The organism is Sphingomonas sp. BL-S-28 (genome assembly GCF_055521515.1).
In genome coordinates this window covers 937,524-963,824 of sequence record NZ_CM145483.1, presented here as the reverse complement: position 1 = coordinate 963,824, position 26,301 = coordinate 937,524, and the positions used below count along the sequence as shown (strand labels likewise).

The window sequence follows — 26,301 nt, the reverse complement described above, 5'->3', positions numbered from 1 at the left end:
CAGTTTGAAGTATATTTGAACTGCGAAACCGAGCGGCGTACGTGTCAACCTCCGCTGGCCCTAATACGCTGGTGCGTGCGCAGTTCCTCAAGTTGCACTCGCCCTGTCTGAAGCGCGCGTCGCAATTGCTGGAATACAGGCTGTACACCGTCGGGATCGCGGATAGTTACCACAAGGCTAAACGGGATGCCTTCCTTGGGGAAGCGTGCTTCGGCTCGCCTCACAGCTGAAACCTCGATCCGCCAGCGCGACATCTCGCCGATGCCGCTCGCGGAAATTTTTGTGCGGTAACGCTTTGTGGGCCACCATTTTAGGCCCTGTTTTATCAGCTCTTTCTCGGGAACCGGTTGGTTTGCGGTCTTGGGTAAGAACGCCTGCTCGAATCGATCAAGGTAGCTTGGAAGTCCGTCCTTGCGATCCTTCGGTTGCCGCTGTTGAAGCTTTGCGTCGAGGTTAACCCGCACAAATTCGGCACCGTAAGCGTTGTCCACCGGTGGATCATACACGAGCGTGGCAGTCGCTTCACCCAGACACGCACCGGTTGCTGGATCGACCAGTGCTTGGGGCCAGTCGAACTCAAAGCGGAGGACCTTAGGGCGCTTGTCATCATCAGGGATGCAGCTCGAGAATACTAGCGTGATCGAACTGTCATCGGTCACTAGCATTTCAGTAGTTTGCACTGGCACACCGAAGCCAACAAATTGGCGTGCCAGTGTCGAGAGTCCACGGGATGTCAGCGCATCCGGCGGTGAACAGCCGTGAATCATCAGCGCACGCAACGTATGGGCGGGCAGCCGGCCATCGATCGCATTCTCGAGGGTTGCGAGTGACTTTGCGACCAATGGCGCGGCAAAACTTGTACCGCAGCTGGTAATAGTGGCGCCAGTAGGTGTAATTGATACGAGGCGATGATTGGCACCAGACGCACTTCCGTCGTTACCTCCAAAATGAGCTACGTCAGGCTTGCATCCGACCTTGAGGCCAGGGCCTCGGCGCGTGTAGGTGGTAGGTAGTCCGCCATGATGAGTAGAGCAACCCGGGGGGTTGATCGCGCCGACCGAAATGGTGCGATGACTTTCGGTCGGCACAAAAATGGTGTCCGGCTCCACCCGAGCGGCGAAATATTTGACGGCGTCACTAGGCCGTTTTGGCCACGGCGCGCGAAATGCACCGGGGGCCAAATTGCCCGCGGAATTGACGATGATGACGTCATGCTTCCCTGCGATTTGGTCCAAGCGGGCAGCATAATAACTGTAATGATCGGCATCGACCGCCGCGACGGCATTTATGCTGAGATTAATTACTCGCACGCCGTGCTGCTGCACCGCCTCGCCAATTGCCTGATCCATCTCGGCGAGGAAATCGTCAAACCCATTGGTATAGGTGTCTAGGAAATCCCCCTTCGGGAAAAGCGCTAGATCGATAAGTTCGCAACCATCGGGTTCGAGCGCGGGCAGGTCTGGATTGAGGCCCGCCGCACCGACGATCAACCCTCCAACGAATGAGCCATGTTCGGCATCGACTTCATCAGGCTCGAGAAAATCGTGCCGTCCGATAGTCCATGATGCCAGAGCAGTGCCAAGTCCTGAGTCAACGACTCCGACACGAGGGTAACGTGAGTTTTGAGATGGTTGCGGAAGCGTGAAGGCCGTGTTCGACGTAGTGGCGGGCACATCGGAAAGCTCAATCCGCAGCGGAAGTGAAATGCGGCGCACTGATGGATGTTGTGCCAGCCGTTGGAGTGCCGCTTCGTGCCGGGTCGCATCGGGATCAATTCGCGCGACGGTTGTATCGGGTGGACGGCTGCTCATCAGTAAGGCCGGTGCGGGACGGACTGTTAACCGAAGTGCGATCGGTGTTTCACCACCCGCTTCGGGCAATCTCCAGGCGACAATACCGGTACCGAGCTCCTTGATCAGGTTATCAAGGCTTTCCGAAAGGCTTCCGTCGTTTTGGGCAATTCGCCGCTGAGCAGCCGCGGGGTTTTCGAACAACTCGAGCAAGTAAAACCCGCCTGTGCGTGGATCGGAAAGCCAGCTCACCGCGGTTTGTGCGTCGAACCGGCGTTTCGCGCTCGGGTCGGGGATCGAAATTTCCTCTATTGCTCCGACATCTGAACGAATAACGCTCGGCCGCGCCTCCATCTCGCCCTTGTTGTTTTCCACCCAATGTGTGTCCCGCTCAGCTTCAGATATCCTATCAACGAGCTTCGCCAGCACATCGGCCTGCGCAAAATAGAAGAGTTCTCCGACACCCGAGGCTCCGACGCAGGGAAAACTGTCCGGAGTGAACAATGCCCTTACCGGGCGGTGTGTTTTTGCTAGTGCTCGCTCGCGGAGGCGTACGCGAACGTAACCCATGCCGCCTGTCTGCTTGGCCGCAAGCAGAGCTGCGGCCTTCTGTACTCCAGCGGCGATCTTTGCCTTGTGTTTGATGAACTCGTCATCCTTGCCAGCGAAGAAGTCGTACGGCGGTCCGCCTGTCTTTCCCTCCGGTGCGACGACATAATCGCCATCATTCAGAACAATTTGGACCGGGTTGTTCGCCATAATTCACAAGCGGCTACGCCGCCTCCTCCTTGACCCAGCGGCCGATGGTTGACTGATCTCGACCAAGCAATTGTGCTACAGATGCCTGTGTGAATGAACTGCCTTCGCTTTTGAGGAGCATCCGGGCGATCGATCGAGGTTCCTCGCGCAAAGCTGCCAGACGTGTACGATCCTCTAGGTTTGCACTCGTCACATGATAGCGCCGCAGGGCGGCGAGCGCGTCGCTACCATCTAGTTGTAGTTGTTCAGAGCCAGCCTTCTCAAGCACGAGATAGCGCTTAACCGCATGGGCCATCGAACGGACATCCGAACCGCTCGCCCCGTCCGAAGCCCAGGAAAGCAGATGAAGTGCGCTGTCGTGAACCGTTACGGGCGCGAGGAATTCCACTATCAAGCGCTCACGGGCCGTTGTGGGTGGAAGCGGCATTTCGATTTTGACTTCAAAGCGGCGCCAGATTGCCGGATCAAGCAGATTGGGGTGATTGGTGATGGCGATCGTCAAGCCCAGCGGCCCACGCACATCTAGGGACTGCAGCAATGTGTTTACGACACGCTTGATCTCGCCCACTTCCTGTGGGTCGTCGCGAAGCTTGGCCAACGCGTCAAACTCATCGAGAAGTAATACACAGCGGTAACGATTGGCGAACTCGAACAAAGTGCCAATGTTGCGTGCGGTCGTGCCGAGAAACGAGCTCATGATGCCGTCGAGCCTAGCTAGCACTACCGGAAGACCGAGCCGCGCGGCCACATGCATGGCAGTGACCGTCTTACCGGTGCCCGGTGCGCCGAAGATTAGGCAACTATGCGTGGGTGTTATGCCGAGCGCGCGCAATTTGTCATCGTCGATCCATTCACGAATCATCGACTCCAATGCGTTCTCAAGCTCGTCGGTCAAAACCGGCGGCAGGGCCGCATCTCCAGGGGTGATGTAGATTTGGGCAAGCGGGGCGCCGCTCTCCTTATCGAACGGGGGGTTGACTGCAGCGGTCAACCGTTCACCGGCAAGGCTCCGCGACAGTTCAATTCGGCTCGGTTGAAGAGTCGTCGCTCGCAGCCCTGTTGCAAGCAGACTCTCGATCACATCAGCCGCCTCGGCGTCATTTGCCTTACGCAAGCGGTCGCGTAACCGCTCCACTTGCTTGCGGAACTTCTCATCCCCAGTGGCCAGTCCGACCCGGCAGAGAGATTGAACGACCGCTAAATATTCCACAGCTATGCATATCCTTTGTATATAGTGCTTCTATATCTTGAAAAATTGCATAATGGCAAGTGAAAAATGCATAATTTGTCGCAAATGTCGATCGGTCCCACGAGCGGATTCCCGAGCATCTCAGCCTCCAATCAAACCGAGACCGTTGCTAAAATTGCAAGAACATCCTCAACGCTAGCTCGCGAGAGATTGAGCGGGGTCGGGTTCGCAACTCATGGACGTCGCCTGTTGCTGCTGTAGCTTTCGGGGGCCAAGCGTTGGAATGGTCACGATGGCGGCGATCCTCAGCGGGCGCCCAAATCTCGGTGAACGGAGGAAAGCCTCCCGGCCGCACAGATGAGGTGACAGGCGTCGGCTATGTCAGCGAACTTTGTCAGCGCCTTCTCTCTTCCTGGTTGACCTTGGCTCAGATGTTCCCTCTATCGTTGGCCCACGGGGAATTGCGGGGCGATACATGATTGATGACCGATTGAGTGCGCTGCTCGACGCCCCGGAATTCCACGAAATTCAGGGCCGGATGAGCCGCTTCAACCTTTTCGAAGCCTTAGGAGCGGTGCATGGCGAGCTCAAGCATTCCAACTTCCTGGGCTATCTCCTCTCCCCAAGTCGGCCGCATGGTCTTGGTTCCAAGCCACTCGAACGGATTCTGCGCCACGCCCTGGAGGCGGTCCCGGCAGAGGCCCGACCGATCAGCACTTTGGCTCTCATTGTCGGCGATCTTGACAACGCCGTCGTGCACCGTGAGCGTTACGCTATCGATCTCTTGATCGAGGTTGAGGAATTGAAACTAGTCGTCGTCATCGAAAACAAGGTTCACGCCAAGCCGGGCAACGGTCAGCTTGTCCGCTACCGCGAGAGGGTCGCTGTCGAGTATCCCGACTACCGAAAGCTCTATCTGTATTTGACCCCCGCCGGTACGCCGGCTGATGACGACGCTTATTGGCCGCTGAGCTATTCCGCCGTCGCGCAAACACTGGAGGCAATCGCGGCCGAACCCACCGCTGGCGATGCCACTCGCCTGATCATCGAACACTATGTCGATATGCTGAGGAAGAACATCGTGGACGATGACCATCTGCGTGACCTAGCTGCCAAGCTCTATGAGCGACACAAGGAAGCTCTTGACTTTATCTTTGATTGCCGCCCGCAGACCGGTAATCTCGTAGAGTTCATTTCACAGCGGGTGCGCTCGGTGGACGGACTAATCCCCGACACGGATGGACCATCAATGCTCCGATTTCTCCCCGTGCAATGGGAGGGCACGTTGGCTCACAAGACCGATCCCAAGGACTGGAGCCGCACCGGGCGCGGACTCTTATTCGAGGTGAAGCGGGATTCCGCAAAACCCGGACGACTTATGCTTTCGCTGGTGATAGGGCCAGGTGTTGCTGCTGGTCGGTCGGCTCTCTACGAGGGGGCAAAGAGACGGCCGGAGCTGTTCGTCGGGTTAGTGAAGCCAATGGGTGTCAAATGGTCAACCATCTTCAGCCGCGACCTCATGACCGCCAAGCTTGCCGAAACCCTCACGGCTGAGCAGCAGGAAGCCAATGTCGGACTTGCTTGGTCCGACTTTCAAGCGACGGCCTTGCCCGCTCTCATCCAGGCGGTCCTTGAGATCGATGCGGAGATCGCTGCTGTCGATGGGCATAGCTCGTCGTCGCCCACTGCCTCTTAAGCCGCAGCCGCTGCGAAGCAGTCATGGGGGCCTTCCAGCGCTGCCACTCGAAAAGCTCTCAGTACATCACACTCCGCAAAACGCCTAGTTCGCGGTTGAATAGATAAACAAGGTGGCAGCTTCCGAGAGGCACGGACGCAACGGCTGGCGAAGCGGCTTCTTGGGCCGCGATCTCTTCAGCCAAGTCTATCTGGAACAGCGGGAGATCGCCTCTTCGTGAAGACGGCGCGAACCGGGTGAACAATTCGCTGTTGCCTCCAAGGGAAAGCTCGCTCTTGGCCAAAGATCGTGTCGAGAATTGCGAACATGGAATCCACAGATTGCCGAGTGCAGGCGCCCCTGCGTCACCGAGGACTTAATGCCTGACGAGCTTCTCCGCGATATGCTGATAAGGCATGGACGACTGATCCCGCAGCCGATTATTACGGCTGCTCTTCCCACCTCGATAAAGGAACTGCAAGATGCTTCGCTCGGAGCTTGGTCTGGAGGCTGGCCTTCGCAGAGGCGAGGAGGTCGCCATCCTCGTCGGACCCAATGGGGCTGGTAAGAGCACGCTGCTACGTAATCTGGTCCAACGCAATCACGGCTATTGCGAGGTAATGGTCATCTGTAACACCGCCTTCGACCGCTTCAAAGGCATGAAAGGTATCCAGCGCATATCCGCAGGTCGAGGTTATCAGTCGCCCATCGCGGTCATCAAGCGGGCAGTACGCGCAAGTTTTGGTGCAAAGGACTCGCGCTCGTTCCAGATGGGATCGGTTCTCGAATACTGCAATTATGCACCCGGTTTCGCTTTCGTGGTTCGGCTGGCGCAGAACGGAGAACGCAAGCTCTCCGACCTGTACTTCTCAAACGATACCTATCGCGAACTGGTGGACCGGCTCGAAAATATGCCGGACGGAACCATGATCTGGATCGATGTCTCATCATCTTATCCGCGCCAGCCTCCAGGGATAAACCTTCACGAGTTACTTGTCTTCGAGCCGCAGCTCAGGAAAGACAAGGTGCTGCGCAGCGTCGATGTCGAACTGGCGATCAAGAACAGTGGGGACCGTATCGAGATTCACCGGGCTAGCTCCGGAGAACTCTCGCTGATCTCAACCATGCTTTTTCTGGTCGCGAACCTTCGCGACAACGCGTTGGTGGTCATAGATGAGCCAGAGAACAGCCTTCATCCGGCGTGGCAACGTGAGTACGTCAATACGCTCATGACGACGTTGCGCTATCACAGCTCGACGGTCGTGATCGCCACGCATTCCCCTTTGGTCGTGACAGGGGCAAGGACGCAGAACCCAGGGAGTGTCGGCGTGTTTCAGGTTCGGAAGGGCATACCAAGCCGTATCGAACTCGACGAAACAGGGGCAACCGAAAGCATCGAAGCGTTATTGTGGAAAGCTTTTGAGGTGGTCACGCCGGCCAGTCATTTCGTTAGCGAAGAGCTCGTCGCGGCCGTTACCGATTTTCAGAAGGGCAAGAGCACGAGGGCTGAGGTATTCGCCCTCATCGAGAATATGAAATCGGCCAGTTTCGATCCGAAGCAGCAGGGCTTCTTCGAGGCCGTGGCTCGGCTTGTCCTTAAGATCGAGGATGGCCTGTCCGCTTCGGATGGGCCGCGCGCATGACGGATGCTTATACGCCTCTGCTTGCTGATTTCGTGTTCACGCTGGAAGAAAGCGCGGCGATCGCAGCGGCCATGCTCGACGATGATCCGTGGAGTTACGAGGCGCCATCTCACAAGGCGGCTATCCGCAGTGCGAAGAAGCGTATCTTAGAATACCATTTAGAGCGACATGGCCAGCAGTGCTGTTACTGCCGTACGATTCTGCAAGGTGGCGGCTACTTCATGATCGACCGCGAGCACATCCTGCCGAAAAAGAAGTTCAAACCCTTCACGTATGAGCCATGGAACCTTTCGGTTTCATGCAAGCGGTGCAACATGCAGTTCAAAAAGGATTGCATTGCGTTTCTGATCGACGAGGCTGCCGCCGGGCCTAGCGATACCGGTGCGAACTATGCCTTCGTCCATCCCAATTTCGATTGCTGGGATGATCATTTAGAGCGGTACGCAGTGCAGGGTCCCGGGTTCAATCTGGTTTCGATCGTGGTCAAGAACGGAAGTGCGAAGGGAGCGTACCACTACAACTATTTTTCACTCCAGGAGCTGATGATCGACAGCTTTCACAAGCTACAGGGCAAGGAGACCGCTCAGGGGCCGATTGCTGATGCAATTCAGGCGCTCGCACGCTCTTATGGGCAAGCGAACTGAACCGGGAGGCGGTGCAATCTTCCTGAGGTGCAAGAGTCCCCCGAGTCTCATCGCTGTTGATGCCACTGAGAAGTGGCTCGGGCAGGTCACTGATCTCGGACTGCGTAGCGACTGGGCAATGACCGCTTCATTGGCTTTCTCTCCCAATGCCGCCTACCGGCTAGGCCCCAAATCGAGTTGTTCAGGTTCATTTGCACCTCAGTGAACCGATGGCAGCTATCAGGGAGCCGAGATGAGGTGGTCTATGACCGCTACGTCGGCGAGACTCGAGCTGAACTGATCGCGCAACAGATGACATGTCTGCATCCGAACGGATGGGGCCGCCTAAACACATGTCGTGTGCCGGGCTGCGGTAAATCTGCCGAGCCTTGTTGCCGATATCTCTGCGTCTCCGTTCGGCGAGCTTGGGCAGCGCACTAACGGATAGCAGCGAGCAGGCTCATCACGGCAATCAGACCCAAAGCGGCGAAGGCTGCTTTGCGAAAGGCGACGTCCGGTGCCTTGTTGAAGATAAGGCCCCCCAGACAAGTGCCCAGCATCATTGAGGGAGCCAAGAGAACTGCTTGAACGACGATTGCCATGGTGAACAGTCCCGCAATTGCCGCCGAGAAGAGCCCCACTAAACCGGTCATCAGAAAGATCAGGATCATTGAGGCTCGCGCGCGCTGCGACTGCGTAGAGCTGGAAAGGTAATAGGAAATGATGGGCGGGCCCGACATCGCGCACAGCCCACCCAGTAGGCCCGCAATTAGCCCAGACGCTAAGGCAATCCGCCGTTTTGGTGGGTTCCCAAGTTGGAAGCCTGCCCGGAGCGTTGCCAGGCCGGCGAGAGACACGAGCGCAATTACTACACGGGCGTCGTCCGCGGCGATAATGGTCAGCAGGCTGACGCCGATTGGCGTCGTGATGCAGGCTGCGAGGCCAATCCACCATGTCGAGCGGTGATCGTGATTCTGCAAGGTTGCCGGCAGCCCAATCAGGCTGGAGCCGACTTGCAGCAAAAGCACCGTCGGCACCACTTGCGCGGGTGGCAGCAAGAGCGCCAGCAACGGCGTTGCCGCAAGAGCAAAGCCGAAGCCGGTGAACCCGCGCAGAAGGGCGGCGACGAAAACCATCGCGCTCGTGGCTAGCAGGGTGAGGAGGTCGAGGCCGCCCATCGTCGATGCTCTGACTTATCCAGCGAACACGATGGTTTTCTTGCGGCTGAAATGCTCCAGCATGGCTTCGAGCGAAGCCTCTTTACCGAGCCCTGACTTGCCGAAACCGCCGTAGCTGAGGTTGGGCTGGATGGTCAGGTTCTGATTGACCTGAACATAGCCCGCGTCGAGCCTGCGCGTGGCGTCGAGCGCCTTGGCGAGGTCGTTGGTCCAGACGCTGGCGGCAAGGCCGAACTCGCTGTCGTTGGCGGCTTCCAGCACGTCTTCGTAATCGCTCCAGGGCACCACGCAGGCGACCGGGCCGAAGATCTCCTCACGCATCAGCGGGCTCTCGTCGGGAATGTCGGCGAAGAGCGTGGGCAGGGCGAAGAGGGCGGTATCGAGGTTGGCGTCGTCAGGCGCCGTGCCGCAGACGATCATACGCACGTTTGGCGTTGCGCGGCCGATGGCAATGAACTGGGCGATGCGGTCCATCTGATCCTGCGAGATGATGGTGCCTATATCGGTCGTCTCGTCGAGAGGATCGCCGATCTTCAGCTTGCGCGTTTCGGTTGCGAGACGAGTGAGAAAGTCCTCGTAGATCGTCTCATGGACATAGATGCGGCTGGCGGCGGTGCAGCTCTGCCCTTGCCGGGTGAAGCGCATGCCGGCGATTGCGCCTGCGACCGCCTTGGGAAGATCGGCATCGGCCATGACGATCATAGGGCTCTTGCCGCCCAGTTCCAGCGATACTGGGATCAGCTTGCGCGCTGCGCTGGCATAGATCATCTCGCCCACCGGCTGCGAGCCGGTAAACGTCACCTTGGCGACAAGCGGATGCTCGACCAGCGGCTGTCCGCATTCGGGGCCGAAGCCGTGGATCACGTTGAGCACGCCGGCGGGTAGTTCGTCGGCCAGAATCCGGGCTGCCATGAGCGTCGCGAGCGGGGCTTCCTCGGCAGTTTTCACGACCACTGTGTTGCCGGCGACAAGGGCGGGCGCGATCTTGAGCATCATCAGCACCAGCGGAACGTTCCACGGTAGGATCGCAGCGACGACGCCCAGCGGTTCGCGGATGGTGAGCGAGAGGAGGTCCGGCCGGAAGGGCAGCGTCTCGCCCTTCAGTTCGGAGCCGAGCCCGGCGTAGAACGTACCGATATCGGCGGCGGTCAGGACTTCGGGGCGGCATTCCGTACGGATCGCCTTGCCGGTTTCTAGCGCCAGTAGGCGGGCGATCTCCTCGGCCTGTTCGAGCAGGCGGGCGGCACCTCGGGCGAGCTTCGCGCCGCGCTCGCGGACGGGGACGGCCGCCCATTGCTGGCGGGCCTCAGCTGCTGCGGCGACGGCTTTTTCGGCATCGCGCGCATCGCCCAGCGCGGCACGGCCTACTTCGCGGCCCGAAGCGGGGTTGATGACGGAAAACGTTGCACCGCCTGCTGCTGCAACCACCTGTCCGGCGATGAAATGGCCGCCCGCATAAGTTTCGTTGGAAAGGGCGGGCTGGATCAGGTCTGCATTGTCGGCAAGCATGGCGTAACCTCCTGTTGGTTACGCTTCACTGCCTCGCGGTAGTTCCAGTGGCGTAGGGCCAGTTAGCGCATTCCGGTGAGCCACGCCGCTTGCGGGCGGTCAGCCTCCGATGGCTTGTGCAAGCAGCCGCACGCCGGTTTCGATCCGCGCTTCGGGGATGACTGAATAGCCGAGGCGAATGTGCGAGCGGCCTGCGCTACGATCGTCGAAGAAGACATCGCCGGGTTCGAACAGCAGTCCCTCGCTGCGCCATTGGGGGGCGGATTCGGCAGCGTTGAACCCCTCTGGCGCTTCGAGCCAGATGCACGAACCGCCGGTCGCCGGGCGGAACTTCGCGGAAGGAATATGATGGCCGAGGGCATCGCCGAGAACCCGTGCGCGTTGGCGGTAGAGCCCGGTCAATCGGCGGATCAGCGGTTCGTAGTGCCCCAGCGAAAGAAACAGCGCGATGGCCCGTTGGTTGTTGAGCGGCGGGTGGCGCACCATCAGGCGGCGCAAGGCGCGCAGTTCGCGGATCAGCGCCGCGTCGGCCACCACGAACCCCAGCCGCAGCCCGGGCGCAAGGATTTTCGACAGGCTGCTCACATAGATCACCCGTCCGCTGCCATCGAGGCCTTTGAGCGCGGTCTGCGGCGCGTTGTCGAAGCTCGTTTCGCTGTCGTAATCGTCCTCGATCAGCACTGCCCCGCTCTGACGGGCATAGTCCAGCAGCTCGCGCCGCCTTTCCTGCGGCATTGTCACCGTGGTCGGGCACTGGTGGCTAGGCGTGACATGGACATAGTCGCAGGTCGAAAGGTCCGGCTGAGGGATCAGCCCGTGCCCATCCACCGGCAGCGCCTGCACGCGCGCGCCCTTGATCCGGGCGATATTGCGCATGTCGGGATAGCCGGGATCTTCCAGGCCAATGACAGTCTTTTCGCAGAACAGTGCTTCGGACAACAGGAACAGCGCTTGCTGCGCGCCAAGCGTAATCATGATCTCCGATTTGTCAGCCCAGATGCCGCGCCGGGGCAGGATACGCGTCCTGATCTGCTCGATGAGTAGGGGATCATCCTCGTCGATGGTGTCGCGTCCCCAGTCGCTCAGTTCCAGTACGCCCAGCGCCTGACGACAGCACTGGCGCCAGGCATTGATCGGGAAAACCGAGGAATCGAACTGGCCGTAAAGGAATGGATATTTGTAGGCCTGCCAGTTGGTGGGCTTCTCGATGCTGCGATAGCGAGAGGACTGCGAACGAAGCCGGGTTTCCCAATTCAGGTCCTCGGCGAGCGGCGGCCGGAGCCGCGTTTCGACTGGAGGCGCGACGCGCCTTTCCTGCGTCTGCGAGGATACCACGAATCCGCTGCGCTCGCGCGCGAGGAGGAACCCGTCGTCGACCAATTGTTGGTACGAGAGGATGACGGTGTTGCGCGAAACTTTCAGCTCGGTGGCCAGTTTGCGGCTGGATGGCAGCGGTGTGCCCGCAGGCAGAGTACCGTCGAGAATCGAATCAACGATCCGACTGCGGATCTGGAATTGCAGCGTGCGGGCGCTGTCGTCCTGGATGCCCAACAGCGGCGCCCACATCAGCGGGTCGGATCGTTGGCGTCGTCTTTTGGCCGTTTGGTCAAGCACGTGGATGCGTCCCCTGTCGCATCTGTACCCATCGTTTTGTTGCCGTCTGGAACTACAAATGCTGCGCTGCACAACCAATCATGATTGCCATGGATACGCAAGCACCGCTTTCCGGAGACCGGCCGGACCTTTCGCATCACTGGATGCCGTTCACGGCGAACAGGGATTTTCATCTCGAACCCAAGATGCTCTGCCGCGCCGAGGGCTGTCATTATTACGGCGAGCAGGGCCAGCAGATCCTAGACGGCTGTTCGGGCCTGTTCACCACGCCCGCCGGGCACGGACGGACCGAGATCGCCGATGCCGTGCGCGAGCAGTTGCTGACGCTCGACTATGCGCCCAGCTTCACGCGCGGCCATCCGCAATCGTTCCGGCTGGCATCGCGCATCGCCTCGCTGACGCCGGAAGGCATGGACCGCATCTTCTTCGGCAATTCCGGCTCGGAAGCGGTGGAGACTGCACTCAAGATCGCGCTGGCCTATCACCGGGCACGGGGCGAAGGCGGACGGGACCTGTTCGTCTCGCGGGAGCGTGCCTATCACGGCGTGAACTTCGGCGGCGTGGCGCTGTCGGGCATGGTGCCGAACCGGCGCGCGTTCGGTCCAGCAGGGCCGCGCGTCGTGCATATGCGTCACACCTTTTTGGAGCAGAATCGCGGTACGATGGGACAGCCGGTGCATGGCGCCGAACTGGCCGACGATCTCGAACGTCTGGTCGCGCTCCACGGGGCCGAGAATATCGGGGCTTGCGTGGTGGAGCCGATTGCCGGTTCGACCGGGGTGCTGGTGCCGCCGCAGGGCTATCTCGAACGGCTGCGCGAACTCTGCACGCGCCATGGCATCCTGCTGATCTTTGACGAAGTGATCACCGGCTTCGGGCGGCTTGGCCACAACTATGCGGCGCAGGCTTTCGGCGTCGTGCCGGATATCATCACCATGGCCAAGGCGATCACCAACGGGGCCCAGCCGATGGCGGCGGTGGCAGTCTCGCGCGAGATACACGACACTATCGTCGACAAGGCGCCGGAAGGGCAGGTGGAGTTCTTCCACGGCTATACCTTCTCCGCCCATCCGGCCAGCTGCGCCGCCAGCCTTGCCGCGCTCAATATCTACCGCGACGAGGGACTGTTCGATCGCGCGCGGCAGACATCTGCCTACTTCCTCGACCGCATCGAGGCCTTGCAGGATCTCGCGCTGGTCACCGACGTGCGTGGTTACGGCATGCTTGCAGGCGTCGATCTGGCACCATCGGAGCGGCCGGGGCTGCGCGGCCATATCGTCCAGAAGCGTCTGTTCGATGCAGGCCTGCACCTCAAGACCACAGGTGATGCCGCGATCATTGCGCCGGCCTTCGTGATGGAGACCGGCCAGATCGATAGGTTGGTGGATACCTTGCGCGATGTGCTGACCGAACTCGCCGATTGATCGTCATGCAGGCGCGGGCCGCGCAGATGGGGGTTGCCTTGATACACGATGTACCTGTTCCGGAGGCGCAGCCCGACCTGCGTCACACGCTCAAGCAAAGGCACATGACGATGATCGCGCTGGGGGGCGTGATCGGTGCGGGACTGTTCGTTGGCAGCCGGGTGGTGATCCAGTCGGCCGGGCCAGCGGCCAGCATTTCGTTCCTGCTGACCGGGCTGCTGGTCATTCTGGTCATGCGCATGCTGGGCGAGTTGGCGACGGCGATGCCGACGATCGGTTCGTTCTACGAATACGCGCGGATCGCATTGGGTGACATGGCGGGGTTCCTGACCGGTTGGATGTACTGGTATTTCTGGGTCATCGTCGTCGCGCTGGAGGCGATCGCGGGGGCGGACCTTATCCGCTTCTGGCTGCCCGAAGTGCCGCAATGGCTGCTGGCTCTGACGCTCATGCTGGCCCTGACAGCGAGCAACCTGTTTTCGGTCCGCTCCTATGGCGAGTTCGAGTTCTGGTTCGCCTCGATCAAGGTGGCCGCCATTGTGGTTTTTCTGGTGCTAGGCTCCCTGTTCGTTGCGGGCATGTGGTTCACCCCGGGGCCGGGGCTCGCCAATCTGACCGGACATGGCGGTTTCGCGCCGAACGGGGTCTTGCCGGTGCTGACCGGCGCCGTTGCGGCGACCGGGTTTTACTTCGGCGCCGAGATCGTCACCATCGCCGCCGCCGAAGCCGACGAGCCTGCCAAGGCCGTCGCGAAAGCGACCAATTCGGTGATCAGCCGCGTGCTGCTGTTCTATGTCGGCTCCATCGTGCTGGTCGTGGCGATCATCCCGTGGAACTCGGCGACGATCGCCACGCCTTACGTCAGCGCCTTATCCGCGATGAAAATTCCGGCGGCGGCGCAGATCATGAATGCGATCATCCTGACGGCCGTGCTTTCCGCGCTCAATTCGGGGCTCTATGCCTCCTCGCGCATGCTTTTCGCGCTGACCCGCAACGGCCATGCCCCGGCGTTTCTGGCACGGGTGAGCGGGAACGGCGTGCCGGTGGCGGCGACGCTGGCGGGCAGCGGTTTTGGCTTCGTCGCGGTGTTCATGTCCTATGTGTCGCCGGACACGGTCTTCGCGTTTCTGGTCAATTCCTATGGGACGGTCGCGCTCTTCGTCTATCTGCTGGTTGCCTTCTCGCAATTGCGCTTGCGCCGGCGGCTGGAGGCTGAAAGCCCTGAGCGACTGGTCGTGCGGATGTGGCTGTTCCCTTGGCTGACTTACTTGGCGATTGCGGGGATGCTCGCGATCCTGGCGGCGATGGCGTTCATTCCCGACCAGCAGCTGCCGCTCCTGATGGGGGCGGGAAGTCTGGCGATCATCTCGCTCGGCTATGGTCTGGTTCGAAGGCGGCAGCCGCTGCCTGCATAGCCTTTCTGGCCATTTTGCACCGCAACATATTTCAAGGGCGTTCGCATGACGAACGCCCTTGTTTTTATTGTATTTTACCGAATTCTGGAACTATCGTTCGTGGCCGACTGGACCAAGACTTTGTGCTGTGGTGCGGCATTATCGACCCATAACGAACGGGTCGGCGGGGATGCCGGAACTCCGGGTGAGGGTGCCTCCAGAAACTTTCCATGGGGGTGATGGCAATGAATTGTTTCACGAAAAAGTCGGTTCGCCCTTGCTTGAGGGTGGTAGTATTCCTGGGTGCTTCGGCGCTCGCATTTCCGGCGCTGGCGGCAGAGGCACCCGCTTCTGACGAGGCCGTGCAGGACGGTATCGGCGAGATTACCGTAACGGCACAAAAACGGACCGAGAGTGCACAGAAAGTGCCGATCTCGATCCAGACCTTCGGCGCCGCGACGCTGGCCGAGATCAATGCTTCCAAGCTTCAGGATATCGAGATCGCCGCGCCTTCGCTCACGTTCGGCGACGGCAGCGAACAGGGGCGTGCGGGCATTCGCGGGGTGATCGATTACTCGCGCAATGCGGGCTACGATTCCCGTGTCGGCCTCTATATCGACGGGGTCTATCTCAGCCGATCATGGATGATGAACCAGACGCTGCTGGGCATCCAGCAGGTGGATGTGCTGCGCGGCCCACAAGGTACGCTCTTCGGCAAGAATACCGATGCGGGGGCGATCAGCATCACCACCCGCCAGCCCTCACACGACGCCAACGGAGAGTTCGAGGGCGAGTACGGCAACTTCGGCCACTGGAAGGTCGCCGCGCGCGTCAATGTGCCGCTGGGTGCCGATGCCGCCTTGCAGCTTTCCGCCACGCACCTTGAGGACAAGGGCTATTACCACAACGACTATCTGGGCACTCGCAACCAGGGCGTGAATTCCGATGCCTTGCGCGCCCAGCTTCTGGTCGAGCCTGCGGCAGGCGTGCGGGTGACGATTGCTGCGGACTATGTGGCGGACCATAATTCCACGCTGCACTATACCTACGTGCCGACGCCGGGGACGAACCCCTATCACTTCAATTCCTACTATGATGACCGCGCCAACCGGAAGATGGGCGGCATTTCGGTAACCGGTGAAGTGGAGCTTGGCGGCGGCTACGATCTGACTTCGATCACCGCTTTCCGTTCGGGGAAGCAGGATATCGATTTTAATAACGAGACCGGTACGGTGCCCTATCTGACCGTCCACTTCAAACCCAGCACGGACCAGTTTTCGCAGGAACTGCGCATCGCCTCGCCGGTGGGCGAGCACTTCGATTTTGTTGCCGGGCTTTATTACTTCTGGGGCCGGAACGTCGACCGCACGGTGTCGTCTTATGGCGCGGGGCTTGCCTATTTCGGCTATCCATATTCGCTCTATGCCGGGCTCGACATGCCCTCCTATGCTTCGGTGACGACGAAGTCTTACGCGGGCTTCCTCAATGCCAATTACCGCATCAACGACGTGATCGAATTTTTCGTCGGCGGTCGCCTCACCTATGAGAAGAAGACACTCGACAACCTGACGACCTTCGATCCATACGGTATCTTTACGACGCCGTTGGACGGCTATTCGCAGAAGATGGGCGATACCTTCTTCACTCCCAAGGGCGGTGTGAACCTACATCTGTCGAACGACGTGCTGGTGTTCGGCGCCGTGGGCAAAGGCTTCAAGAGCGGGGGTTTCAACACCGAAGGCACTTCGGCTACCACGTTTGCCGCCGGGATCAATTTCAAGCCGGAAACCGTGGTCAGCTATGAACTGGGCCTCAAAAGCCAGTTCTTCGGCCGCCGCGCCCGGCTCAACGTCACCGGATTCTATCAGAAGTTCGACGACTATCAGGTCTTCACGTTCGTTGAGACGCAGTTCGCCGGTGCCACGCGCCTGACCACCAGCCTTAACAATGCCGGCAAGCTGGTGTCGAAGGGCGTGGAGGTTGACGCCACGCTGGTGCCGGTCACCGGCCTCACGCTCTCGGGCAACTACACCTACAACCTCAGCGAGTTCACCAGCTATCCTGGCGGCGGCGGCATGTACAACGGCATGCTGCTCGATGCCGACGGCTCGCAGGCGCCCTATGCGCCCAAGCACAAGGCCTACCTCTCGGCGAGCTATACCACAGCGCTGGGCATTGCCGACCTGAAGCTCACCGGACATTTCGGCTATAGCGTCGTGTCCTCGCAGAACTTCGATCCCAAGGTGGTGAACCCGCTCTATCGGGAAGCCTATTCGATGGCCGGTTACGACCTTGCGGACGCCAATTTGACACTCGCCGAACAGGGCGGCGATTGGTCCGTGTCGGTCTGGTCCAAGAACCTGTTCGACAAGGATTATATCAAGTTCGCCAATGTGACGGCGCTGCTGAGCAACCGGGCGCTGATGTACGGTGAGCCGCGCACGATCGGTGCAACCTTCCACTACAACTTCTGATGAAAGAGGCTCTCGCATGAACGCCAAGACCACGTGGACGGCGATCCGGGGAACTGCGGCGCTCTCGCTGGCGCTGCTGGCGAGCGGCACGGCGCTGGCCGCGCCGGGCCCGGTGGCGGACATGGTTTTCCTGCACGGCACGGTCATTCCGATGACCGCGCCCGATGCGAAAGCCAGCGCGCTGGCGGTCAAGGACGGTAAGATCCTGGCCGTCGGTAGCGATGCCGAGGTCGGGAAGTTGAAAGGCAAGGCGACGCAGGTTGTCGACCTTGCTGGGCGAACCCTGCTGCCCGGTTTCATCGACGCGCATGGCCATATCACCATGCTGGCCCAGCAGGCGGACCTTGTCGCGCTGTCGCCGCCGCCGGTGGGCGGGGTGTCGAGCATCGCCGGGCTTCAGGAAGCCTTGCGCGCCTATATCACGGCGCATCCCCAGGGCTGGATAATCGGCTCCGGCTATGACGATGCGGAACTGGCCGAAAAGCGCCATCCCACCCGGCAGGAACTGGACGCAGTGTCGACGGATCGGCCGATCCTGATCATGCATGCTTCCGGCCATCTTGCCGCCGCCAATACCAAGGCGCTGGAGATGGCCGGACTGCTCCACCCGGACAAGGACCCGCCGGGCGGCGTCATTCGCCGGGAAGCGGACGGCAAGACCGCTTCGGGCGTGATCGAGGAAGGCGCGCTGTTCAAGCTCTACGGGCTGATGCCGCAGCCCACGCTCGATCGGCAACTGGAGCAACTGGCCAAGGCCCAGCAGGTCTATGCCAGCTACGGGCTCACCACGGCGCAGGACGGGGCGACCATGCACGCGGCCTGGGATCTGCTGCAGGCCGCCGCCCGGCGCAAGGCTCTGTTCCTCGACGTTCATGCGCTGCCGCTGCTCAACCAGCCGTGGGACGGCTTCGATGCGATCCCCTTCAACGCGCCTTACGTCGATCACTTGCGCGCTGCCGGTGTGAAGATCATCGCCGACGGCTCGCCGCAAGGTCGCACCGCATGGCTGAGCCATCCCTATCATGTGCCGCCCGAAGGCAAGGGCGCGGATTATGCCGGTTATCCGCAGTTGAAGGACGAAGCGCTGCGGGCGATGCTGGCCAAGGCGGACGAGCATGGCTGGCAGGCCTATATCCATGTCAACGGCGATGCTGCGATCCAGCAGTTGATCGATGCCGTTCGCGCGGTGGGCCAGCAGAGCGGCACACCCATGCGCCGGACCATCGCCATCCATTCGCAGACGGCGACGCTGGACGAACTCAAGGAGATGAAAGCGCTCGATATCGAGCCGACTTTCTTTGCCTCGCACACCTATTACTGGGGTGACTGGCACCGCGAAGTGACGCTTGGTTCGGCCCGTGCAGACCGGATTTCGCCGCAGCGCGATGCCTTCGACGTTGGCCTCAAACCGTCGATCCACAACGATTCCCCGATCGTTCCGCCCGACATGATCCGCCTGATCTGGTCCGCGGTCACGCGACGCACGCGTTCGAACGATATCCTCGGCCCGGAGCAGCGGGTGACGCCTTACGAGGCGCTCACCGAAGTGACGCGCAATGCCGCTTACGAAATCCACGAAGAGGCCGCCAAGGGTACGCTTGAGCCGGGCAAGATCGCGGATCTGGTCATTCTCGACAGCGATCCCCTGACGGTCCCGCCGGAAGACCTACTCAAGGTAAAGGTTCTGGGGACCGTCAAGGACGGCCATTATATCTTCGGAGAACCCTGAAGGGTCGCAAAGGGCGCAGATATGTAGCCCCGGGCCGGGCTGGAGCCGTTTGCGTACCAGCCCGGCCTCAGATTTTTGAGGCCGTCTCGACCGCAAATCACGACAATTGGAAACGACAAATCGTTCAGGTTCATCCGAAACTGGGTGAATGGACGGCCGCTAATCGGGGATATGAAACGACCTGCTCTAGGGCGGCTCTGTCGGCGGACATCCTCGGCGGGGTAGGGCGGTATTGGCAGTTCGCGAACCTGTGAGAATCTCACCGATCGAGGTAGTCGTCCCTGAGCAACTTTAGACTGATTGACGGCGGCAAAGCGGATGCAACGGCGAGATGCGGTGGTGCCGATGCTCTAGGCACATGGAATAGGACGGCATGCCGCTTGGAGATGACCTGCCGTCCTATTCACACAGCGTTGCCTTAGCCGTTCAACTTGTCCTTGATGGCCTTGGCGGGGGCGAACGCCAGCTTCTTCGAAGCTGCGATCTGGATGGTCTCGCCCGTCGAAGGATTGCGGCCTTCGCGAGCCGGGGAGTCCTTCACTTTGAACTTTCCAAAGCCGTTCAACGAAATTTCCTCGCCCGCAGCCGCGGCTTCAGCAATCGCAGCGAAGATCGCATCTACAGCCTTCTTTGCATCAGCCTTCGTGCCGCCAGCTTCCGCAGCCAGCTTATCGGCGAGGTCCGAATTGTTCATGGTCGTATTCTCCTGCTGTGATGACTGAATTCCGCTGAGAGAACTATAGCGAGCCACACAGGTCAGCAATGTCATCCCGCCAACGGCTGTGCACAGTTCACCCGAGCTTTGTGGCTAGGCATACGTCCCGCTGCGGCCCAGGATGGTTAGATCACGGCAGTGAGCGAATGTCGGGATCGGCCAAATCCAGCCCCCGCAACCACCGATACCGACATTGGCGTAGCAACAGATCCGGATATGAAGGCCATTCCGGCCGTTTCGTGTTGTGATGCCCATTCCATAATAGCTCCGAACTCGCCGTGAAGCGTGGCAGTCATCTCGCCGCGTTTAGCTCCGGGAAACAGCATGACGCGCTCGATCAGACCGCGAATGGCGCATGCGGCCTCGTCTCGTTCAGAGGAATGACGAAGCGCCTCGGATAGGCGCTCAACTTTCTTGTGGTAGAACTTGGCGATGTTGGGATGGATATCCGGGGCAACATAAGGCGCATCGCTCATCCGCGCCCGTATGGCATCTTCCTGCGCTTCCAGCGCTAATAGCTTGTCGACCAAACCTCGGGTGGCATCGCCATCGGCTGCCATGTTCACCAGGCGCTCGATGGCCTTCACGACCTTTTTAAGTTCCGCCTTGTCAGCAGCTCCGGCTGCGCGCTGCTGTTGGTTCAGGCGATTGGTCTCCTCGACATAGGCATGGACTGCTTCGGCGACTATTTCCGGGGCCATCAATCGGTGGCGTAGGCCTTCGAGAACCCGCGCCTCCAACACTTCGCGATTGATGGTGCGAGCGTTTGTGCACGAACGCCGACGTAAATGCGCCGAGCACCCGAAGCGATTCTGTCCGCGCATTGAGACTGGACCATTACATGTGCCGCAGACCAGCAGACCGGATAACAGCGACTTTGGACGGCGCTTCATCTGGAGTTCCGCTCCCAGGTTTGCGCTTTCGTAGTCAATTCGCTGCGAGGTTTGGCGCGCCTTCACGGCTTGCCACAAGTCGTCATCGAGAATTCGCAGCTCGGGCACTTCTGTTGTAATCCACTCGGATTCGGGATTGAGGCGGGAGACGCGCCGACCCGTCTGAGGATTCTTGAGATAGCGCTGACGATTCCAGATGAGCCGGCCGATGTAGAGTTCGTTGTTAAGGATGCCAGTTCCGCGCTTGGTGTGTCCGCGTAGTGTAGTGGCCCCCCAGAGCTTACCAAATGGGCCGGGAACTCTCTCTGCGTTGAGCCGCCTCGCGCCCGAGGGGGTGATGACGGTGCGGAGCACATCGCCGCTGATCGCCCCGCGTTCCTATTGGACGGTGGCGAGCACGCTGGAAGCGGCCGGGCTCTCCGCGCGCGGATACCATGCCTATGTACCCAGCTTCGGCGAATGGGGCTTCACGCTGGCGGCGCATCGCCCGCTGACCGACGCGGTGACGCTGCCGCATGGCCTGCGGTTCCTGACCGCGTCGAGCGAACGCGCGATGTTCGACTTTCCGCCCGACATGGCGCGCCGCCCGACCCCGGTGAACCGGCTGGACAATCAGGCCCTCGTGCGCAGCTTTGCCGAGGAATGGGGCAAGTATGAAGGCTGAGCCGACCCGGCGGCAGCTATTGGCCGGTGGTACGCTTGCAGCCGGAGCGGCGATGCTGGGCGGTTGCGGCGAAACGGCTTTCGCAGGCGACCTCAGCGGAGCCGACTGGCAGCGCGGCCACTTACTGCGCGACCGGCGCTTGCCCTCGCCTGAGGGACCGGTGGAGGAGATCGACGTCCTGATCGCCGGTGGCGGCGCGGCTGGCCTTGCGGCAGGCTGGCGACTGGCCGAGGCGAGGTTCGATCGCTTCGCCCTGTTCGAACTGGAAGACCACACAGGCGGCAATGCGAGGTGCGGCCGCAATGCCGTGAGCGCCTATCCGCTGGGCGCGCATTACCTGCCGGTGCCCAATCGCGAGGCGAAGGCGTGACGGGCGTGGCTTTGCTCGCGGAATCGCACATCTCGATCCACACCTGGCCGGAACACGGCATGGCGGCGGTCGACCTCTTCGTCTGCGGCGTGGAGGCGGATGCCGAGGCGGGGCTGGCGGTGATCCGCAGACTGCTGCACGGCACTATCCGCCGCCAGCAGGCGATTACCCGGTTCGGGCTGCCGGTTCCGCGCGAGCCGGGGGCTCACGCAGAACGGGTTCCATGAGTCAGCGGACGGTGAAGCTATAGCTGCCCTCTACGCGTTGCTGGTCGGCGGCGGCAGCGTGCCACGTCAGCTGGTAGGTGCCGGTCGGCAACGGGCGCGGCAGGGCGATGGTCAAGGTCTTGCCGTTGGCCTTGGCGGCGATGCCCTTGATCGGCATCGGCTTGTGGTCCGCCATGCCGGGCATGGCCGTCATCACCAGATCGATGCCCGAGAGCGGGGCCACAAGGTCTTCGGAGAAGGTCAGCGCGATGGAGGTGGGCTTGGTCACGGCCGAATTGGCGGCTGGCGTGGCGCTCACCAGCCCCGGCTTGGCAAACGCAGCCGAGGGCAGGGCGGCGAATGCAAGCAGGGTGGGGGCAAGCAGGGCGGGGGTAAGGCGGCGCATGGGAGAAACTCCGGTTTCGTGATCCGGGTGAACCAGCTTGCCCGGACTTGCAGGAACCCATACGCAGGGCGGCACGGCATCCCTTGTGCGCCCCGCGATTTTTTTTGCGTGGGTGGCCGAGGGATGCGGGCAGGCCCATGCGTATGGGCAGCCGAGGCGGCCGTAATGGTCAGGCAGACGGGAAAGAGCCGATGAACGAAGTGGACGAAATGTTCGCATTGCTGCGCGGCGAACCGCTGCCCGCATCGCTTGGTGCGATCGACGATGCGGTCCTGTCTGGACTGGCCGCCGGGCGCGATCGCATGGTGGGGCGGCGCGGGCTGGCACTGGCTTGCGGCGTGGCGGCGGTCGTCGGGCTGGGGGGCGGTCTGGCGCTTCCGGCGTCGGCGTTCCAGCGGGACCATGCCGATACCGAAACGCTGTTCGGCCTGCCGGCGGCGGCGCCGTCGCACCTGCTGGCGTCCTGATCCATGCGGAATCTGCGCGGGTACGTTCTGGTCGCCCTTGCGGCCTTTCTGGTCGCTCTAGGTGCACTTTGGGTCGGGCAGAAATTGCGGGCGGACAAGCCCGAGGAAAGCCGGATCCACACCCTGCTTCATCGCGAACTCGATCTCGATGCCGGGCAGCGGCAGCGGATCGACGCGCTGGAACAGGGCTTCGCCGCGCGCCGCAGCCAGCTTGAAGGCGAATTGCGCGCCGCCAATGCCGATCTGGCCCAGGCCATCGACCATGAACATGCCTACGGCCCCGACGTGGAAAAGGCGGTCGACCGATCGCACGTGGCGATGGGCGAATTGCAGAAGGCGACCTTGCAACACCTCTTCGCGATGCGCGCGGTGCTGCGGCCCGACCAGACCGCGCGCTTCGACAAGGCCGTCGCCGAGGCCCTGACCAAGCCGCAGGACTGAACGGGCGTGGCCGCGCCGGAACTGGATGAGCCCGCGGCGGTCTCGGCGGCGCTTGCCGGGCGCCAGGCGGGTTTCATCGCGCTGATGGACGGCCATCGCGATGCCGTATTCCGCATGGTTCGGGGTCACCTCGGCAACGAGGCGGACGCTCTGGACGTGACGCAGGAAAGCTTCGTCGCCGCCTTCCTCGCGCTGCGCCGCTATGATCCGGCGCGACCGTTCCGGGCCTGGATCCTGCGCATTGCGCTCAACAAATGTCACGATTGGGCAAGGCGTCGCAAAGTGCGCCGCTTCTTCGCCTTCGCGCTGCCGATGGAGCACGCCGGTCATGTCGCCGACGAGGGGCAGGATCCCGAACAGACGCTTGCCTCGTGCGATGAGGTCGCGCGGATCCACGCCGGGATTGCGGCGCTGCCCGCCGCTCTGAAGGAACCGTTGCTGCTGTGCGCGTTGGAGGGGCTGACTCAGGAAGCGGCCGCCGCGATCCTTGGTATCAGCCGCAAGTCCGTGGAAACCCGCATCTATCGCGCTCGGCAGAAATTGTCGTACCTGACGGCGCGAGAGTGATCCGCGTGAAAGTGCGGCATCCACCGCACCTTCACGCCAATTGGCACCGCTGCGATTTCGCTCAGCGGCGATGGTAACCGTAAGGGCCGTGATACCCGCCGCGATAGCCACGGTAGCCGCGGGGATAGCCGTATCCCGGACGGCCGTAGCCATAGTGGCCGTAATACCACGTGCGATAGGGATAGGGCCGGTAGGTCCACCGGTTGTCGATGAAGATCCAGGGGCGATACCAGGCCGGTGCGGCATAGTAATAGGGGGCGCCGTAGCCTTCGTAATAGAAGGCGGGGGCCTGCGCGCGCACGACATATCCGGGCGGGCAGCCCGGGCTGGTGTCGCCGCCGCTCGTGCTGCCGACGGCCGCGCCGCCGACTGCGCCCATGGCGCCGCCCACCACGGCGCCCGCGCCGCGATCATGCCTGCCGGCCACGCTTGATCCCAGCAACGCGCCCAGCAGGCCGCCGATCAAGGCGCCCGAGCCGGCATTGCTGCCGGAACGTATGCAATAGCGCTGCGCCCAATCCTCGGCATGGGCTTCGTAGTAGCGATCCTGATCGATCTGCTGGGCATAGGCCGGGTCCGGCTGGTAGCCCGGCGGCGGTGGCGGCGGCTGCGATCCGTCGTATCCGCGCGGGGCGACCGCGGCGTAGCTGTCCGGCGGCGGCGGTGCAGACGGCGCATAAGGCTGGCCGTAATCGCCCTGATACTGATCCTGATATTGGCCCTGATAGGGAGAACCGGGAGGCGGGGGATAGGCCTCCGGCGCTTCGGGCGGCGGGTAGTCCTGCGCCGAAGCGGCGGCAAGCGGCGTCGCAACCGCAACCACCGCCATCATCACGTATGCTCCCGCTTTTTGCAGACTGCCAGCCATGTCACTTGTCCCGTCGAGTTTCTAACACCGAATGTGTCATTTCCAGTGTGAACTGCCGCTGACGGGAGATGCGATGGAATGTTCTAAAATGTAACGAAATGTCGCGGTTGCCGCTTCCCTGTCCGCTATCGCCGGAACGCTCACGCCGGGACAGGACTCATGCCGAACGGCAATGTCCCGGAACATAGCTTCAATGGGCTCTAAATCCCCGGAATCGCGCTGTTGATCCGGCTGATGGGAGCGACGCGCCGGGACATCTCGCTGGTGCCGCTGTCCAGCGCTTCCACCATGACCTTTTCCCAGGCATCGACCACGCTGCTGGCGGAAAACGATTCCGCGATCGCTCTGGCATTGTCGGCAAGGCGCCGGCGCAATTCCGGATCGCGCATCAATTCCCGCATATTCCGGGCGAGCGCTTCGATGTCCTCGGGCGGAACCAGCAATCCATTGACGTTCTGGTCGATCAACTCCCCCGGGCCCCATTGGCAATCGAAGGAGATGGATGGAATGCCGGCGGCCAGCGCCTCGGCCAAGGCATTGCCCCAACCTTCGTACCGCGAACTCATCACGAAGATATCGGTATGGTCGACCCATCCGCCCGGACGTTCGCTGACCCCGGCAAAACGCACGCGGCCGTGCAGGCCCAGTCGATCCGCCATGTCTTCCAGTTTCGCCCGCTCCGGGCCTTTCCCCCAGATGACCAGGTTCCATTCCGGATACTCGCCGGCGATCTCGGCAAAGGCATGGAGCAGCAGGTCGAAGCCTTTCTGGTGCACCAGGCGGCCAACGGCGGCGATAGACTTACCGTTTGGCGCGGGCGTGTTGTGGCGTTCGAAGCACAGCACGGGATTGGGTATGACCCATTGGCGCGGGCGCATGGCCGGGGGGAAGCACTCCATCGCGCCTTTGGTCATGGTCACAAGCCCGAAGGCGCGCGGATAGAGCCGCGTTCGCAACCAGGACCAGACAGGCCCCACCGATTGTTCTTTGGGATTGTTGCGCTCCGACACGATGATGGGGGTTTTCTTACCCAATCCGGCGAGAAGCGTGAGAACGTTGGTGCGCGTCAGGAAGCTGACGACCACATCGGGCGCCGCCGCATCCAGCGCCCGGCGAAGTCGCAAGGCGCGCCGGATTGCCGAGACTTTGCTGGCCAGGGCCGACTGCCGCCGCGGCGGAAGGTCGAGCCGTACGACATCCACATTGGCGGGGTAGCGGTAGTATGACGGGCTATCCGATTCCGCGAAGCAGATCACGCTGATCTGCCAGCCACGCCGGTCGAGTACATCGGCAATGATGTTCGCAACGCGTTCGGCCCCGCCAGCGGTCAGTCCGGAGAGCACCAGGGCAACCCGCTTGCGTTCCGGAAAGGCAGGATGGGCCCCGGGTTTTGTGGCCGCATTCTGAATGCCTTGCGATGGGTACGTCATTGCCATTGTCGTTCGGAACCTCCCCTAGCTTCCAGGTCGGCCGCACGTTTTCGTGCGATCCGCACTCAGCATTGCTCGGCCGAATGCCCTATTTACACCCGAACGGGCCGATTATTCGTTGCCGCCAAGAGAGTTACTCCGCTTTATCCATGGTAGTCCCCTCTCGGCATCCCGTACGGGCCAAGGCGGCGATAAAATCCTTTACGCGGGAGCGAACGGCGCATTCAAATGAGCGGCTGGACAAATGGCTGCCGATTGTCATGCCGCTTGTCT

23 protein-coding genes and 1 pseudogene are annotated in these 26,301 nt (G+C 61.3%); 13 read left to right on the top strand and 11 right to left on the bottom strand.

The genetic code is table 11. The annotated features are described in order from the left end of the window. Positions 1-44 precede the first annotated feature (44 nt). Both ACZ1JC_RS04115 and ACZ1JC_RS04110 read right to left on the bottom strand, forming a co-directional pair. A complete protein-coding gene (locus ACZ1JC_RS04115) occupies positions 45-2,549 on the bottom strand; it encodes a S8 family peptidase (RefSeq protein ID WP_465139180.1) in 2,505 nt (834 codons plus the stop codon). Between the two features lie 13 nt (positions 2,550-2,562). Then, a complete protein-coding gene (locus tag ACZ1JC_RS04110) occupies positions 2,563-3,759 on the bottom strand; it encodes an AAA family ATPase (protein ID WP_465139181.1) in 1,197 nt (398 codons plus the stop codon). Between the two features lie 454 nt (positions 3,760-4,213). Here ACZ1JC_RS04110 and ACZ1JC_RS04105 point away from each other — a divergent pair, with 454 nt between their 5' ends. The 3 genes from ACZ1JC_RS04105 to ACZ1JC_RS04095 all read left to right on the top strand — a co-directional run bounded on the left by ACZ1JC_RS04105 (position 4,214) and on the right by ACZ1JC_RS04095 (position 7,700). Further along, positions 4,214-5,434: a PDDEXK-like family protein gene (locus ACZ1JC_RS04105; protein ID WP_465139182.1), complete on the top strand. Its 1,221-nt coding sequence runs from the start codon at positions 4,214-4,216 to the stop codon at positions 5,432-5,434. Between the two features lie 461 nt (positions 5,435-5,895). Further along, complete coding sequence (locus ACZ1JC_RS04100) at positions 5,896-7,056, top strand: AAA family ATPase (RefSeq protein WP_465139183.1); 1,161 nt, start codon at positions 5,896-5,898, stop codon at positions 7,054-7,056. Then, the gene (locus ACZ1JC_RS04095; protein WP_465139184.1) at positions 7,053-7,700 is read left to right on the top strand and encodes an HNH endonuclease; all 648 of its coding nucleotides are present in this window, start codon (positions 7,053-7,055) and stop codon (positions 7,698-7,700) included. The genes ACZ1JC_RS04100 and ACZ1JC_RS04095 overlap by 4 nt, the downstream gene beginning before the upstream one ends. A gap of 416 nt (positions 7,701-8,116) precedes the next feature. Here ACZ1JC_RS04095 and ACZ1JC_RS04090 read toward each other — a convergent pair whose 3' ends face one another. The 3 genes from ACZ1JC_RS04090 to pdxR form a co-directional block, all read right to left on the bottom strand. Next, positions 8,117-8,857, bottom strand: coding sequence for a sulfite exporter TauE/SafE family protein (locus ACZ1JC_RS04090; RefSeq protein WP_465139185.1), 741 nt, complete (start codon positions 8,855-8,857; stop codon positions 8,117-8,119). A gap of 15 nt (positions 8,858-8,872) precedes the next feature. Further along, positions 8,873-10,366 carry an aldehyde dehydrogenase family protein gene (locus ACZ1JC_RS04085; protein ID WP_465139186.1) on the bottom strand — a complete coding sequence of 498 codons (1,494 nt, stop codon included), beginning with the start codon at positions 10,364-10,366 and terminating at the stop codon, positions 8,873-8,875. A 99-nt stretch (positions 10,367-10,465) separates the two neighbouring features. Further along, a complete protein-coding gene (gene pdxR, locus ACZ1JC_RS04080; protein WP_465139187.1) occupies positions 10,466-12,052 on the bottom strand; it encodes a MocR-like pyridoxine biosynthesis transcription factor PdxR in 1,587 nt (528 codons plus the stop codon). A gap of 17 nt (positions 12,053-12,069) precedes the next feature. Here pdxR and aptA point away from each other — a divergent pair, with 17 nt between their 5' ends. From aptA to ACZ1JC_RS04060, 4 genes are all read left to right on the top strand, one after another. Beyond that, a complete protein-coding gene (aptA, locus tag ACZ1JC_RS04075; RefSeq protein WP_465139188.1) occupies positions 12,070-13,404 on the top strand; it encodes an omega-aminotransferase AptA in 1,335 nt (444 codons plus the stop codon). A gap of 104 nt (positions 13,405-13,508) precedes the next feature. Continuing rightward, entirely contained in the window at positions 13,509-14,819 is a 1,311-nt protein-coding gene (locus tag ACZ1JC_RS04070) for an amino acid permease (protein WP_465139189.1), read from the top strand. 266 nt (positions 14,820-15,085) lie between these two features. Then, complete coding sequence (locus ACZ1JC_RS04065) at positions 15,086-17,272, top strand: TonB-dependent receptor (protein WP_465140302.1); 2,187 nt, start codon at positions 15,086-15,088, stop codon at positions 17,270-17,272. A 16-nt stretch (positions 17,273-17,288) separates the two neighbouring features. Beyond that, complete coding sequence (locus ACZ1JC_RS04060; protein ID WP_465139190.1) at positions 17,289-19,001, top strand: amidohydrolase; 1,713 nt, start codon at positions 17,289-17,291, stop codon at positions 18,999-19,001. A gap of 418 nt (positions 19,002-19,419) precedes the next feature. On the opposite strand, the gene ACZ1JC_RS04055 is transcribed toward ACZ1JC_RS04060, so the two are convergent. The 3 genes and pseudogenes from ACZ1JC_RS04055 to ACZ1JC_RS04045 all read right to left on the bottom strand — a co-directional run. After that, a complete protein-coding gene (locus ACZ1JC_RS04055; protein ID WP_465139191.1) occupies positions 19,420-19,695 on the bottom strand; it encodes an HU family DNA-binding protein in 276 nt (91 codons plus the stop codon). Positions 19,696-19,841: 146 nt separating this feature from the next. Next, entirely contained in the window at positions 19,842-20,717 is an 876-nt protein-coding gene (locus ACZ1JC_RS04050; RefSeq protein ID WP_465140303.1) for a recombinase zinc ribbon domain-containing protein, read from the bottom strand. A 3-nt stretch (positions 20,718-20,720) separates the two neighbouring features. Continuing rightward, positions 20,721-20,963: pseudogene (locus ACZ1JC_RS04045) on the bottom strand (recombinase family protein); the annotation flags it as partial. On the opposite strand from ACZ1JC_RS04045, the gene ACZ1JC_RS04040 reads away from it, so the two are divergent. From ACZ1JC_RS04040 to ACZ1JC_RS04030, 3 genes are read left to right on the top strand one after another with little or no spacing between them, the layout of a single operon-like run. Beyond that, a complete protein-coding gene (locus ACZ1JC_RS04040) occupies positions 20,920-21,273 on the top strand; it encodes a hypothetical protein (protein WP_465140313.1) in 354 nt (117 codons plus the stop codon). The pseudogene ACZ1JC_RS04045 and the gene ACZ1JC_RS04040 overlap by 44 nt on opposite strands. Further along, on the top strand, positions 21,263-21,643 hold the full coding sequence (locus ACZ1JC_RS04035) for an NAD(P)-binding protein (protein WP_465139192.1): 381 nt from the start codon (positions 21,263-21,265) through the stop codon (positions 21,641-21,643). Before ACZ1JC_RS04040 ends, ACZ1JC_RS04035 begins: the two co-directional genes overlap by 11 nt. Positions 21,644-21,648: 5 nt before the next feature. Continuing rightward, positions 21,649-21,870 carry an S-adenosylmethionine decarboxylase family protein gene (locus tag ACZ1JC_RS04030; protein ID WP_465139193.1) on the top strand — a complete coding sequence of 74 codons (222 nt, stop codon included), beginning with the start codon at positions 21,649-21,651 and terminating at the stop codon, positions 21,868-21,870. Between the two features lies 1 nt (position 21,871). On the opposite strand, the gene copC is transcribed toward ACZ1JC_RS04030, so the two are convergent. Next, positions 21,872-22,255 carry a copper homeostasis periplasmic binding protein CopC gene (copC, locus tag ACZ1JC_RS04025; protein ID WP_465139194.1) on the bottom strand — a complete coding sequence of 128 codons (384 nt, stop codon included), beginning with the start codon at positions 22,253-22,255 and terminating at the stop codon, positions 21,872-21,874. A 191-nt stretch (positions 22,256-22,446) separates the two neighbouring features. On the opposite strand from copC, the gene ACZ1JC_RS04020 reads away from it, so the two are divergent. From ACZ1JC_RS04020 to ACZ1JC_RS04010, 3 genes are read left to right on the top strand one after another with little or no spacing between them, the layout of a single operon-like run. Further along, entirely contained in the window at positions 22,447-22,722 is a 276-nt protein-coding gene (locus ACZ1JC_RS04020) for a hypothetical protein (RefSeq protein ID WP_465139195.1), read from the top strand. 3 nt (positions 22,723-22,725) lie between these two features. After that, positions 22,726-23,163, top strand: a complete 438-nt coding sequence (locus ACZ1JC_RS04015; RefSeq protein ID WP_465139196.1) for a Spy/CpxP family protein refolding chaperone — start codon at positions 22,726-22,728, stop codon at positions 23,161-23,163. A gap of 6 nt (positions 23,164-23,169) precedes the next feature. Beyond that, a complete protein-coding gene (locus ACZ1JC_RS04010) occupies positions 23,170-23,730 on the top strand; it encodes an RNA polymerase sigma factor (protein ID WP_465139197.1) in 561 nt (186 codons plus the stop codon). Positions 23,731-23,791: 61 nt separating this feature from the next. Here ACZ1JC_RS04010 and ACZ1JC_RS04005 read toward each other — a convergent pair whose 3' ends face one another. Further along, positions 23,792-24,598, bottom strand: coding sequence for a glycine zipper 2TM domain-containing protein (locus ACZ1JC_RS04005; protein WP_465169063.1), 807 nt, complete (start codon positions 24,596-24,598; stop codon positions 23,792-23,794). A gap of 200 nt (positions 24,599-24,798) precedes the next feature. Further along, the gene (locus ACZ1JC_RS04000; RefSeq protein ID WP_465139199.1) at positions 24,799-26,034 is read right to left on the bottom strand and encodes a glycosyltransferase family 4 protein; all 1,236 of its coding nucleotides are present in this window, start codon (positions 26,032-26,034) and stop codon (positions 24,799-24,801) included. Positions 26,035-26,301 lie beyond the last annotated feature (267 nt).

Coding starts and splice junctions, on each gene's coding strand:
- ACZ1JC_RS04115 (WP_465139180.1), bottom strand. CDS start 2,549: ATGGCGAACAACCCGGTCCAAATTGTTCTGAATGATGGCGATTATGTC.
- ACZ1JC_RS04105 (WP_465139182.1), top strand. CDS start 4,214: ATGATTGATGACCGATTGAGTGCGCTGCTCGACGCCCCGGAATTCCAC.
- ACZ1JC_RS04100 (WP_465139183.1), top strand. CDS start 5,896: ATGCTTCGCTCGGAGCTTGGTCTGGAGGCTGGCCTTCGCAGAGGCGAG.
- ACZ1JC_RS04095 (WP_465139184.1), top strand. CDS start 7,053: ATGACGGATGCTTATACGCCTCTGCTTGCTGATTTCGTGTTCACGCTG.
- ACZ1JC_RS04090 (WP_465139185.1), bottom strand. CDS start 8,857: ATGGGCGGCCTCGACCTCCTCACCCTGCTAGCCACGAGCGCGATGGTT.
- ACZ1JC_RS04085 (WP_465139186.1), bottom strand. CDS start 10,366: ATGCTTGCCGACAATGCAGACCTGATCCAGCCCGCCCTTTCCAACGAA.
- aptA (WP_465139188.1), top strand. CDS start 12,070: ATGGATACGCAAGCACCGCTTTCCGGAGACCGGCCGGACCTTTCGCAT.
- ACZ1JC_RS04070 (WP_465139189.1), top strand. CDS start 13,509: ATGACGATGATCGCGCTGGGGGGCGTGATCGGTGCGGGACTGTTCGTT.
- ACZ1JC_RS04060 (WP_465139190.1), top strand. CDS start 17,289: ATGAACGCCAAGACCACGTGGACGGCGATCCGGGGAACTGCGGCGCTC.
- ACZ1JC_RS04055 (WP_465139191.1), bottom strand. CDS start 19,695: ATGAACAATTCGGACCTCGCCGATAAGCTGGCTGCGGAAGCTGGCGGC.
- ACZ1JC_RS04035 (WP_465139192.1), top strand. CDS start 21,263: ATGAAGGCTGAGCCGACCCGGCGGCAGCTATTGGCCGGTGGTACGCTT.
- copC (WP_465139194.1), bottom strand. CDS start 22,255: ATGCGCCGCCTTACCCCCGCCCTGCTTGCCCCCACCCTGCTTGCATTC.
- ACZ1JC_RS04020 (WP_465139195.1), top strand. CDS start 22,447: ATGAACGAAGTGGACGAAATGTTCGCATTGCTGCGCGGCGAACCGCTG.
- ACZ1JC_RS04015 (WP_465139196.1), top strand. CDS start 22,726: ATGCGGAATCTGCGCGGGTACGTTCTGGTCGCCCTTGCGGCCTTTCTG.
- ACZ1JC_RS04005 (WP_465169063.1), bottom strand. CDS start 24,598: ATGGCTGGCAGTCTGCAAAAAGCGGGAGCATACGTGATGATGGCGGTG.
- ACZ1JC_RS04000 (WP_465139199.1), bottom strand. CDS start 26,034: ATGGCAATGACGTACCCATCGCAAGGCATTCAGAATGCGGCCACAAAA.